Genomic DNA, 13,890 nt, shown 5'->3' with positions numbered 1-13,890 from the left:
GATCCTCTTAGAACTGATGCGCCGTGGCGAGCCGGATGGGCTCAACGGATGGCGCGAGCGACCGATACCGCTCTAGGTCGCTGCTATTATCGCCACCAAACTGAGCCATGGCCTGGATCATACGGGAGACCTGTGCATCCGCAACCAGGGTCTCGACAGATGCCAGTCCGGCTGCCGACGGCGCGGCCCCGGTATCAAAGACATCGTCAGCGTTGGCCGCCGCGCCGATACCCGTGGCAACGGCCCGCAGAAGCTCAAGGCTTCCCTCCTCCGGCTCGACGAGCGCTGCCAGCAGGCTGGCGGCATTGCCCTCGTCCGGCGCAGCCGCACCCGGTTGGTAGCCGAGGGCAACATCGCCGAGCGAGCTGATGTGCCCGTTCGTCCGAGTGAAAGTGCCGAGGCTGGCAACGACGTTATAGTCCAGCTTCCAGCGCGCCTCATAGGCCTGCGACTGCAAACCGATGCTCTCGATACCGGCGTCTGCGAGCCTGACAAGCTCGCCGTTCTCGCTCACCCCGTTGCCGTTGGCATCGCTCCACACCATGAACTCGGCAAACCGCGCGTCCTTTTGATCCAGAAGGCCGTCGCGGTTGCTGTCGTAGGCGCTAAGGCCATCAAGGCTGGACCGGGCACCGGCCTTGTCCCCGACAAAGGAGATCTCGGACAGATCATCAATCCGGCCGTTGCCGTTGCGATCCAGAGCGAGGAAGGCATCGCCCGTGCCGACCCAGCCAGCATCGTCTGCGGCCCCGTCGCCGTTCATGTCGAATGCAGCCCTGGCCTTCTTGCGACGCTTCATCTCAAGGCCGTCGCTGTCCATGTCGAGCACCACCGTGCTGCCATAGCCCAGCACCGTGTCCTTGAAGCCAAGCTCGACATAGCCGCCGACCGACCCCGCCAGAGGTGAGACGATGCCGTCGGTCTTGCGCAGGCGCACCGAGATCTGGCCGCTGGTGGTCTCGAGCAGGTAGCTCTTCGCCTTCTGGTCGAAGGTAAGCGACTTTGGTGCCCGGATCTGGCCATCGTCTTCGCCCGCATTGACAACTTCCGTCCGGCCTGTCCCTGCTTGCGTATAGGCAAGTCCCACGTCACCGACCGAGCCGATCGAGCCATTCTCCCGGGTGAACGTCGTGGTGTTGTAGAGAATGTTCTGGCCCGGCTGCTGGGCCGCGCCGGTCGCCTTGCCGGCAAGGTCGATCGAGGCGATCTTCACATCCGAGAGCAGCTTCAGCTCGCCTTCGTCCGTCAGACCGTTCTGGTTGGCGTCGGTCCACACCTTGAAGACATGGAACAGGTCATCCTGAGACGAGAAGACACCATCGCCATTGCTGTCGTAGGCTCTGAGTCCTTCTAGGTCAGTCTTGGCTCCCGCCAAGTCCTGAACGAAGGAGATCTCGGAGATGTCATCAACAATGCCGTTGGCGTTGCGATCCATCACCAGGAAGGCATCGCCCGGCCCCGTCCAGCCGGTGCGGTCCTTCTGTCCGTCACCGTCCATGTCGAACAGTACAGGGCTTGCCGCCAGCGAGACGAGGTTCAGACCATTGCCGTCCAGATCGAGAACGATCGGAGGCGCGACTTGGGTTTCGGCAGGCTGATAGGAGAGGAGCACGTCCCCGACCGTGCCGATGGAACCATCAGCCCGGAAGTAGCTGGAGTAGGCGTAGATCTGGTTACCAAGATGATCGTTCGCATAGTCCTCGCCTGGGCTGAGCATCAGGTTGATGGCGGTAATGCCGTAGTCCGACAGACTTCTGAGCTCTTCAGCCTGGCTCACACCATCCTGATTTTCATCGCGCCAGATCCGGAACACGCCGAAGGTTGCATCTTCCTGATCGAACAGACCATTGCCGTTGGTATCAAAGGCACGCAGGCCTTCTAGATCCGATTGCGCCCCCTCGAGGTCAGTCGCGAAGGAAATCTCCGAGCCATCGTCAATGTTCCCGTTGCCGTTGCGATCCAGGACGAGCAGGCCATCGTCCGCGGAGGCCCATCCCGTGCGATCCCGTACGCCATCGCCGTTCATATCAAAATCAATGCCGGAGACGTCCCATTCGGCCAGCTCGACACCATCGCCATCCAAGTCAAGAACGATTGGATGCAAATCTTCGCCAGGTCTCAGATCGCGGCCGCTAATCGTGAAATGATGAGTATACGTCGTGCTCGCCCCGCCCGGATCCGTAACAACGAAGGTTGCTACATAAGGCATGGACATACCGGGGTCGACACTACCGCGGAAGGTCAGTTTGAGAGTTGTCGAACTCAGCCACTCGTGGTCCTGTGACATAAGGTGGCTCGAGGATCGACTCTGGTCGAAGTAATACGCAAACCCAGATGCATTATCCTGGTCATGAATCGTTACAACGAATTCCGAAACATTCGGGGCATATCGATACACCGACATTGTGAGATCCGGCGGATCATTCTGGTTTAAGACGTTGATCCGGACCGTACCTGTGCCGGTTTCCCCCTGCGGATCACGCACCTGGACCCCAAGATCGAAGTACTTGATGGTTCCCATGGCCTCGTAGTCGAGAGCCTTGTGTAAGAAAAAGCTGCCGTCACTGCGGATTCCCCAGAAACCATTGGGATCGCCGGAAATAATCGAGAATTGGTGGCTCTTCGTCGTAGAGCCCTCGGGGTCGCGCCAGGCAAGCGCAGTAGTAACCGGGGCACCTGAATTACTTGCCCCTTCATTCACCGAGAAGGCTTGGTTTGCATCGATGGTCGGAGCCTCATTCACATTTGTAATACTAATGGTAACTTGGCTCTGCGCTTGGCGGAACGCACCGGCACCTGCATTGTCCCGAGCGACAACCGTATAGGATCTCGATGATTCAACGGCTTCGTAATCCAGGTGATCATTAACACGGATCTGGCCCGTTACGGCATCAATTACGTAGCGGTTATCAAAAGATTTACTGCTAATCTGGTTGTTGTAGAGGAAATAGTAGCGCTGGGTATCGTAGGGTGCCGTCTTATCCGCATCCGTTGCCTGAACCTGGCCGACCACCGTCTGGACGGGTTTGTTCTCGGCAACAGAGAAGGGATACGAACCCGGCATGCTATTCGCTTCATTCACGTCAACAACCGGGATTGTGAGGATAACGTCCTTATAGGTATTGAATTCATCCTTCACGCGAACTTTAACTGTGTGGGAGGTAGCATTCTCGTAGTTGAGCAGGCTACCGCCGTTCAGGACCGTGACGACACCTGTGGTATAGTTAATTTGGAACCGCTCGCCGGCATTGTCCAAGAGCGTGTAGGTCAGGCCCTGGCTGCCGTCCGGATCGACGCCAGTAACGGTACCGACCACCGTCCCATTGCCTGAACCTTCGGCCACGCTCCCATTCCACTGAGCGCCGGTCGGCGGCGCATTGATGACCACGCTGATATTCTGGCGCGCCGTATCGATGGACTGACCCGTCGATGTCTCAGTTGACCGGGCAAACACCGATAAGGTCAGGTCTTGAGACCAGCCGGCCGGAGCGTTCAGTTTCAGGCCAGAGAGTTGTGCCGGCGTCAGGCGCCACAGATTGCTGGCGCTCTCGAAAACACCGGCGCTAAGAGTAACCCCTTGCGGCACGCCGCCGACATAAACCGTATGGATTTCGGAGCCGTCCATATCCGGAAAAGCCGCTTCAATGTAGAGCGGTATGCCCGCACCCGAAGTGCCCGACGCGTTCTGCAGCCACGGGAAGGTCCCCGCGTCCGGCACAGCGCTCACCTGCAGGTGAAATACCCGGCTTTCACTGGTGACGCCCCCTGCGTCAGTCGCGGTCACGCGGACCGCAGCCAGACCATGAAGGTTGCCTCTCGGGCGCACGGTCAGGATACGGTACCCATTCGAGTCCGCCGGTCCGACCGAGATGACCTCTATCAGGCTGCTGTCTGGCGTAACGCCGTCGGATGGATTGACTGCGACGGCAGTGACCTGAAGGCCGGCATGGGGCGTGATGTCGTCTGTTGCTCGGATGGTCAGGGTCAGTGTCCCATCCTCATTGATGGCCTGATCAGGAATCGCATCAACAACGGGTGGCAGATTGTATCCCCAGAAGCTGTTCCAGTCCGCAAGGAAAGCCTGGTTAGCGAACAGGGTATCTCGGGCAGCAGCATTTGCCGGCCTGGTATACTGGGCCATCAGATTGACAAGGCCCTCAACGTCGATCGTTTTGCTGTACCGCTCGCCCGCGATGATGAAATCGATCTTATAGTTGGCTCGGCTGTCCGGATCGGCGATCTGGTACCAATTGGCGATCCGGGTAGTCGTCGACGTGCCGATGATGGAAATCAGCATATCGTCGCCATCGCGGGAGAACCACAGGTCCCGGTCGTTGATCGCGCCCTCGGCATCCTGATAACCGATGACATCGATGTCCGTGCCGGAGGGGTCATAATTGTAGATGGTATCGGCACCGGACGAACGACGGATCAGATAAGTATCATTGTCGAGGCCGCCATACAGAACATCGCCTCCGACACCGCCGTCCAGCAGATCATCACCGCTCTCTGCATAGAGAGTATCGTTGCCCTCTCCGCCCAGCAGAGTGTCGTTACCTTCACCGCCATAGATGATGTCATCTCCGGCTTCGCCTTCGAGCCGGTCTGCCCCCAGGCCGCCAGTCAGCATGTCGTGCCCTGCGCCCCCTAGAAGCGTATCGTCGCCGGCACGTCCGTCGAGCTCATCATCACCCTCATGACCCCGAAGCTGGTTGGCCGCTGCATCGCCGCGCAGCATGTCAACATAAGTGGTGCCGCTAATGTTCTCGATGCCCGCATGGGTCTCGCCCGCAGCACCGCCAGTGTTCAGGCCATTATCCTGCAGGTCGACGCCAATGCCCTGGGCAGCCTGGATGGTCTCGTCGGCCCAATAATAGTCGACCTCGTCAACGCCGTCGCCGCCATCAAACTGATCGACGCCTGCACCGCCCACGAGTCGATCGTTGCCGACGCCACCCTGGAGGATATCGTTGCCGTCGCCACCGAACAACTGGTCGTTGCCCGCGTCGCCAGACAGGATATCAGCCCCGGCCTCTCCATAGAGATGATCGGCCCCGTCGCCGCCGTTGAGTTGATCGGTACCAATCCCGCCGTTGAGCCTGTCATCTCCAACATCGCCATCAAGAAGATCGTCACCTTCCTCGCCGTAAGCGAAATCATTGCCGTTGCCGCCATCGATTACGTCATTGCCGGCGCGGCCATTGATTGTGTCGTTACCGCCATGGCCGTAAATGTAATCAGCGCCCTGCGCCCCGGTCAGGATCTCCGGGTTTTCGGTGCCGTGAATAACGTCAATCAGATCCCGAACATTGATCGTAAGGGTTTTAGTAAAGGTGAGGCCAGCGCCGTTCTGGTCGATAGCAGTCACCGTCACCTGGACAACAGGTTCGGCTTCATAATCGAGGCTAACGTCATCCCGCAGTTTCAGGGTGCGGTTGCCCACAACTTCGAAGCGCGCGTCGGTTGTGGTGAAGATATGCTGGCCAAAGTCAGTGGCTGGGTCATCTACATCCGCTGCCGTCAAATCACCAATCACCATGCCTGGGGTGTTTTCATCCACCTCGGATGCGGACAAGGAAATGTCGTGCGGATGATCATTGACCGATTGGATGGTCACGCTGACCGGGACGTCCACAGCGTTTCCGTCAGCATCAACTACGCGGATTGTGAACCTATCCTCGCCATAGTAGTTCAGCGTCGGACTATACACGACCTGCCCCGTGGCAGAGTCCAGCGTGACCATGCCGTGCAGGGGCTCGGCAACGACCGAATAATCTACAATATTCTCGTCGTGATCGACGACACTGATTGGTAGGGCTGCTGTCGGAGTGTCCTCATTCGTCACGAGCGCCATAGGTTCTGCCGTCGGCTTTGCCTTACCCTGTGGATGCCAGTAACCGTCGAGCATATCACTGATCTGCTGTGGAAAAGCAGCAGGAAGCCCATTGTACGCCTCGCGCATTGCTGCAATCAACGGTTCGGCATAAGCAAGGTAAAGAACATGGGACGCGGTCGCGATCGACCGGACCCGTGTCGCCTGGCTGGCCGCATAGTAATCTTGAAGTGTGATGGCGGTCTCAGTGCCAATGACACAAATCTGCAGATCGTCGCCGGATCTAGTAAGCCAGATCTGATTGATTCCGACATTGCCGCTGAAAGCAATGGTATTGACGCCTGTATTGTCGAGAACCACATCCTGCCCGGACAATGCATCGAACAGGTAGGTATCGTTACCCAACCCGCCCTCAAGCTGATCGTTTCCGATATCGCCGGTCAGTTGATCATCACCGTCGCCACCCCACAGCGTATCGTTACCGGCGCCGCCAACAAGCACATCGTTGCCGACACCGCCATCGAGCAGGTCCACATCGCCGCCGCCGATAAGCTGGTCATCGCTGGCATCGCCGTAGAGTTGATCCGCCCCAAGACCACCGTCGATCAGGTCCTTACCGTCGCCCCCGCGCGCAATATCATTGCCATCCTCGCCGGCGATGTTGTCATCACCAAGGCCGCCAGTCAGGGTGTCATCGCCGGCGCCGCCGACGAGGACGTCATTGCCCTCCCGACCGTCGATGATATCGTTTCCGCCAAGCCCCAGAAGCGTATTGTTGTTCATACTACCATAGAGAGTGTCGCCATGGGCCGAGGATCCGGTAATGTTCTCGATACTGATGAGGGTGTCGCCGTCCGCTTCTCCGCCTGAAGCAGTGGCTGCGCTCAGATCGATGGCTACGGCCACCGTTGAGGCCACGTAGCGAATAGTGTCGGACCCGCTGCCGCCATCGAGTATATCGGCTCCCGCGCCCCCCTCGAAGGTGTCGTTTCCGCTCCCGCCATACAGTCGGTCGTTACCAGTATAGCCTGCCAGGGCGTCATCTCCGTCGTGGCCGGAGTAGACCTCATTGCCACTGCCTCCCAAGAAGGTGTCATCTCCCGCCGTACCGGCAAGTGTCACGTTCCATCCGAAGAGAAGGTTGGTCAGGCCGATGCTGAAGCCATCCGCGAACTGAATTTCCTCTACACGTTGATTGATATCTCTTTGATTAGTGATCTTGATGGCCCGACTAACGCCACGGAAGCTCAGGGTCAGTTCATCTCCGGCCCATGCGCCGTTCAGATCCGAGAAGCTGATATCAGTGTCGAGTTCAATAACATCGTGCCCGCCGTCTGCGGATAAATCGAATTTCTCGCGAGTTACCTGCTGGCCACTGGTGCGCAAAAAGCCACCACACCAGCCGACCACGTTACTACCTTCATTAACAATAAAGCCTGACGGTGAAGGTGGCTGTGTGCCGTTCTCCTCGACCACGGTATATTTGTCGTAGTCATATACGATCTCGCCATCTGGCCCGGTAACCTGAAGACGCCAGTAGGACCGGCCGTCGGCGTAATTGATACCAGTTGGAGCCCAGTGCGTGATTGAATAGCCATCCTTGAGTTTGCCATCCCGTCCGACGGCTTCCTCGACAACGAATTTACCTTCGGTAATCCTAAGCGTGCCCGTAGTGCCTTCAGTAATGAAGTAGGTGTCATCGCCAGCGTTGCCAAGCATGACATCCCAACCACCGCCGCCTGTGATGATGTTATCTCCATCATTGCCACCCAAGCGGTCTCCATTTTTACTTCCCGTAATGTTGTCTATCGATTCATAGGTGTCGTTGTATGCGTCGTAGGTGTTGGTGTGAGAGTAGCCTAGGTATACCCTTATTGAAGATGTATTGGTAACATAGCTGGCGGTATCTTCACCGTCACCGCCGACCAGAACATCGGCACCTTCACCTCCCTCGAGGATGTCATTGCCAGCCCCGCCATAAAGGATGTCCTGGCCGTCGCCGCCATCCAGAACATCGCTTCCAGCGTTGCCGGCCAGAATGTCCGCGCCAGAGCCGCCGCTGATGATATCATTACTGCCGTTGCCGGTAATCCAGTCGCTGCCTACACCGCCTGTCAGCGTATCCTCGCCATCCGTTCCACCAATCAGATTGGTTTCCTCCGCATCGAGCGTGCCGGTTGCGGTAAACACAAAGGTCTCGATAGGCCGGTTGTCCGTACGGTACCAGTCCTTAAGCGTGATACGGTCAGTCAGACTATCAAAGCTATGGCTCTCGCTGTTTTCCGTTGAAATACCCAGAACGAGATCGTGACCATCCTGGTGCAGCATTACGTCCTGGATGTTAATACCAAGACCAAACTCCAGGGCATCGGGATCGATATAACCATTTCCGTCCCGTCCGATGGCACCGCCAGGATCCGGAATCAAGCGCTCCAGAGTATCCGAGGTATAGTCGAAATTCAGACGATACAGCCACTCGAGCCCGTCGAAGATGACCTCATCGTCTTTAGTAATTTTGTTTGTTTCATAATCGACAGCGTAACCGTTAACGTAACTTCCGTCCTGGTAAATCACCTCCCATATTCCGGCAAATGCATCGATCACGGTATCCTGGCCATCGCCGCGGCTATATCGGAAGATATCAGCGCCAACACCCCCGGCGATAAAATCGTTGCCACGCCCGCCGGATAGAATATCCTGCCCCGCGCCGCCGTAGATATCGTCGTTACCGCTGTCACCGGAGACGACGTCGTCTCCGGTGCCGCCGGTCAGATGATCATCGTCGTCTCCGCCCACGATGAGATCGTTATGAGCATCGCCGGAGATAAAGTCCCGGCCTTTACCGCCGGTGCCCACATCAAAACCCGGGAGCAGTTCGATGATATCGTTGCCATCTCCTCCCACAACAAAATCGTTGCCGTAGCTTCCGATAATCACGTCGTCGCCCGCCGTGCCTACGATAAACGACGTGAAGTCACCGATGCGGATCGCCTGCCCGTCGCTCAGCACCAACCATTCGACTCGCTTCAAGCTATTGAACCAGTCGCGCATGACCATCTGGTTGCCCGAGAAAACGCGGGCGCCACTGGCATCGGTCGTCATCACCTGGAGGATCAGATCCTTGTCGGTCGTGCCGGCAACCGCGCCGCCGCGCATCAGCCGGATATCGCCGAGCCCGATACCAGCGCCCAGCACCAGACTATCATCCCCTCCCATCGGCGCGCCGGAGCGAAAGACGTTATGATCCGCGAGCCAGTCGCGGCCAACAGTCCCGTTCTCGATCTGCTCAAGGCGCTCGGTGATCGGGTCGTCCGCCGCCGACCAGCCCTCACCTGGATCATCGGAGATCCAATCGGCACCATCGCCCATGCGGTAGATATATTGATCGCCACCCGCGCCACCGTAGAGCCAGTCATTGTCTCCAGCCCCGCCGGCAAGAATGTCGCCGCCCGCACCGCCAGTCAGGGTATCCGCGCCCTCTCCGCCCTCCAGCCAATCCGAGCCTTCCCGGCCGCGCAGAGTATCATTGCCTGCGCCGCCGTTGAGGTAGTTGCCGTCGCCGCCAAGCGATACGCCGCTGCTCGAACCGGCATTGAGGACATCGTCCCCGTCGCCGCCGAACAGCCAGTCAGCCAACTTACCACCAAGAATGGTATCATTGCCGGCTCCGCCTAGCACCGTATCGCCACGATCAGAAGATTCAATGTAATCGTCACCGTCGCCAGACTGGATAATGCTGGCAACATCGACAGCCGTCATCTGGCCACCAAATACCTTGCCATTAACTTTTATAGAATTATTTATATTGCCTTGGGTCTCTAGGATGTTTTCACCTGAAAGTTTGATTACATCCGAGCCAGAAGAACCCTCGATAATATCTTGACCAGCCGTGTCAATGTTGTCCTGGTAGACGTAGCCTCCGATTATGTTCTGCCGTGCCAATCGCCCCGAAAATTGATCATAAACCAGCTGAAATTCAACATCGCTGGCAAGCGCCCCTGCCTCCTTCAATATAAATGCAAACCCTCCATACCAGTCTGATATGTGACGACGCTGCAAGCCGAGCTCTACCGCACGGGAAAGAACAAGTGCCCACTCTGCCGCAAAAACCGAATCTGGCTCAGCCGTGATCAAGGCTCCAATCGATACAGAATTCTGTAAATATATATCAAACTGCTGTGCCGTCTTGAGGTCCCCCATAAGGGCGGCAATCTCAAACCGCTCCGCATTGCCATGTGCCAACTCCAAACTATTGTAAAGCGCACGCTTAAGATACAGATCGCCGCCTGCTATCTTAAAATCCGTATCGCTAAGCCCAAGGTATGCGCCGTAATTAATAAGTTTGTCAGCTGCATCTTCGCCCTTGAACGATGCCGTAATGTTTACCTTATCCCGACTAGAAACCGGCCTATAGACAAATTTTTTGCCCCGCATGCCATAATTTCCAGCCTGGACAGCCTGCGGATTAAGTATGACCCCACCAACAAGTCCCATTATGCCATTGTAGGTGCCAGCAACTGAAAGAGCCACGTTCTGGGCTGCTTCCTTTGAGCCGCCCTTCTTTGACCACAAGTTGCCAACTGTGAAAGCCCCACTGCGCTCATCCCAAATAACATCGGCCCCAGATCGCGGCGTGCCTCCAAATAGGGAGCCAATAAGCCCTCCCGCAATAAATCCGACAAAGGCGCCAATGGCAGCTCCAACCGGACCCGCGAATCCGCTGAAAACAACTGCCAGACCCTTGGCCAACATTGGCCCTAGCGCGGCACTGCCAAGCATACTGCCAATTGCTGCCCCGAGTTGACCTCCAACTGTGTCGAAGGACACAAGCTCTCCGGCCAGCTTCGCACCGAGGAACGAGCCGACGGCCTGACCCATAGCAGCAAGGGATTTTACGCCTTCTAGGCCAGTAAAAATATCCGCCCCATTGGCAAGGTTGGCAGCCATTTGCCCAATGACTCCCCCCCCGGCTGAGTTTGCGAGCTCCGCCGCGAATCCATCCAGACCTATAGCGTTAATGAGTTCTGCTGTTAAATAAGAACTGATTGCGCCGGTAGCGGCACCCTTCAAATTTTGATAAAATTCTTCTCCAAATCCGTCAAATGCCTTCTCAATATTTTTACTAGTAGCATTACTCTGAGAGAAGAATGACGAATTTAAAATATCACCAAGATTGGATCCAATCGTCCTTAATGCCGCCGAAGCAACGATGCCGGTAATTTTATCACCCTTGGCTAAATAGCTCCCAAGAACGCTACCAATGGCTTCCCCCGCATCAACAAAATCAATGTTCACCGGACTATCGCGAAATCTAATTTGCGTTGGTCCGTCCGCGTTTTCGATGATAATCAGATCATTCTCAAATGTATGCCGAACCTTCTCGGTCAGCTTTCCGTTGATAGAGTCGAGGGTAATCACGACTTTCCGGCTTAGGCTATCAGTGGTTAAATTGACCCCACTCTCGTAATTAGGAAATGATATTGCAACGGTGTGCTTGCCCTCCTCTTGTGTTGTGGCAAGGGAAATCTCTTCGCCAGTCGGAAGAATGATGTTTCCGTCACCGGCAGCTTGAGTCGGATTTTCAATCGCACCTTTCAAACCGCTTGCAACAGCTACAATCAGGCTTGCCGTGCCAGCGTCAAGACCATCGAGAAAGTCAACACCGTCGATGACAAAGGAAAGCGGACGACCCGTTTCCGGATCGTAGTAAGCAGAGAAGCCTTGGGACCGCACGATACCGCCAAGGCCGATTTGGACAAAGTTTCCTTTTAGAGTTTGACGTTCCGTTGTAGTCTCAACCGTATCAATTAAACTGAAGGCGTTGCCTAAAGGCGCTTGCTTTGTCTTGATCCAAAGAGCTGCAAGGGCATTCTGCCCGGTTTGGAACTCTGTATCAAAATCAAGAGGCCTGAAAACAATCTGCTCCTGACCGTTAACAGTCTTTTTTACAACAGCGCCATTCTTGTCTCTTACGGCCGCGATTATACCCTGCTCAGCTAAAGCCAGCTGTTTTTCATAAGACAGGCTGTTGACCTCAGCAATCGTATCAATTCTATCGACCAATAGCCCTTTGCGGAACATTTCATACTGTCTTTGGATTACCTGCAAGCGCTTCTGGTCGTGCTTTAGAAGATCCTGCTCGATGGTGGCTTTGCTTATACCATCAGGCGGCTGTATTTTGCCGGCCTGTACTAAACGAGCCATAACTTCGCGCGTCTTCGTGTAAGTTTCGTCGTTAATAATTTCATCAAGATTAAGTGGTTTCATCAGCGCATCAAGGGATGCGCCATAGCCAATTCGAGTGTAAGGATGATTCTTTGTCAACCTGTGTATCAACTCATGGACGGCAGTCCGGACTGCCTCATACTGTAGCGAGGCTAGGTCTTTATCGCTCGAATCTATTTTAATTGCAAAACTATCGACATAGGTGGGCGCCCAATTCAAAAATTTATATTCGTCGCGATAGAAGTTTTTATTGTCTCCATCAACGTAGAGGCCGGCCGCGTCTATCGATTTCGGCGCACTTCTATCTCCCGCTCGAATTTGAGACGCCGTTAGGTGAAAAACCAGTGTATCATCGGAGTCACCATGACCTGTTCCTAGAATTGCTTCCGTTAATCCTAGATCTTTGTGATTTAACAAGATATACTCGATAGATCCGGTGACAAAACCTGTAACAGGATTGTTGGATAGTTCCCCGTCGTAGGTCACCATGACTGTGGGCATTCTGCCGCCGTCGGCGGTATCAAAACGGAGAACGGTTCCCATTGCCTCTTTAGTTTTAGAAAATGCTAAAAACCGTGGATGGAGGCTGATCTTATCGGGAACCTCTTCTGCCGAAGACCATTCGTAGGGGTTGTCCCACGGCAGGAGATGCCACTTCTGGTCTGGGCTGATTTTCACATTTTCTTTTTTCCAGAGAACGGTCATTTCTTGCCTCCTTGCCCGCAGCGCATGTAATCAAGGTTGCACAACGCGTACCAGATGACAGAATTATTCTGGGCAATCCCCGTAGCCCAAAGCTGATCGAGCAGTTGCTTTTGCTCACTTCGTAAGATTGACTTTTGCGCCAGGCGCAGACGAAGTTGCCAGTACAATGCGGCGGCATGCTGCCTCCAGAATGCCGCACTGTTTCCTGTTGCGTCAGCGAGGATGTTAGTGGCTGCAAGTGCAGCAGATATGTCGGACACGCCATTCAACGCCAGGGCGCGTTTAGCCGTAAATGCCGTTTCATATTCGACTTGGATTATTTCCGCTTCGCAGTTCTGGACAGCGGAATCCAACTTTGCGCGCGCTCGCGGTTTTAAAACGAAATTGTGATTTACGTCTAAGCTCTTGCGTGCGGAACCAGCAAAGTTGCCAAACAGTGCGTCAACAAACAGACGATCGATCTCCGGCGCTCGCTTGCCATTAACCAGTTCGAGTTCGAGCCGCAGGATTGAAAACGAAGAAGCATCCGCTGCCTTCTTGTATCTCCGCTTCAGAGCGTGCCGCCCCCTGGGATAAGGAGGCATATTGTCAAGCGTATATGCAACTGGGCGGCCGCGCTCATCCCGCACTCCGGGGCGTACGTGAGGTGGCAAGTTAATCAGTTCTGCACCATCACTAAATAGCAGCCGATCTGTATCTTCCAGTATAGACTCTTGGCTGGTTATATCGAATGTGACGACTGCATAATCAGCGATGTTACTTTTCGCAGCTTGATATAGATCAAGAAACCAGCTTTCTAAGAAGACAAAATCAGTCACGCTGATGCTGGGATTATCCAATGTAGCGACGACGTCAGCCTGCAGTTTGGCAAAGCTATTCAGGAGCGATCGATACTTGTCCGCGACGCCTGATGGCGGAACGCGGTTCGCAACTGCGGATTCGAACTGCCTGCCTGCGCTTACTACGGCCTGGTACTGGTCTACAATTCGGCTGGCTGTCGATGAAGCGCGGATGCTGCGCGCTTGCATGAGCAAAACCTCTCTTTCACTGGTTGGTAGCTCACTTTTATTCCGAGGCGCGGGCAGTGTTGGAGCGGACAATAAAGTGGGAACATCAGGCCACCGCAG

2 protein-coding genes are annotated in these 13,890 nt (G+C 55.4%); both read right to left on the bottom strand.

The genetic code is table 11. The features are described 5' to 3' along the window. Nucleotides 1–7: 7 nt before the first annotated feature. The gene (locus L0C21_RS15520) at nt 8–12,763 is read right to left on the bottom strand and encodes an SPM autocatalytic domain-containing protein (RefSeq protein WP_259279322.1); all 12,756 of its coding nucleotides are present in this window, start codon (nt 12,761–12,763) and stop codon (nt 8–10) included. Further along, complete coding sequence (locus L0C21_RS15515) at nt 12,760–13,791, bottom strand: hypothetical protein (RefSeq protein WP_259279321.1); 1,032 nt, start codon at nt 13,789–13,791, stop codon at nt 12,760–12,762. The genes L0C21_RS15520 and L0C21_RS15515 overlap by 4 nt, the downstream gene beginning before the upstream one ends. Between the last annotated feature and the right edge of the window lie 99 nt (nt 13,792–13,890).

The organism is Pedomonas mirosovicensis, assembly GCF_022569295.1.
GTDB lineage: Bacteria > Pseudomonadota > Alphaproteobacteria > Sphingomonadales > Sphingomonadaceae > Pedomonas > Pedomonas mirosovicensis.
The sequence above is the reverse complement of the archived record's forward strand: the minus strand, read 5'-3'. Positions and strand labels throughout refer to the sequence as shown.

Excerpts from the sequence above, each read along its gene's own strand:
- L0C21_RS15515 (WP_259279321.1), bottom strand. The coding sequence starts at position 13,791 with ATGCAAGCGCGCAGCATCCGCGCTTCATCGACAGCCAGCCGAATTGTA.
- L0C21_RS15520 (WP_259279322.1), bottom strand. The coding sequence starts at position 12,763 with ATGACCGTTCTCTGGAAAAAAGAAAATGTGAAAATCAGCCCAGACCAG.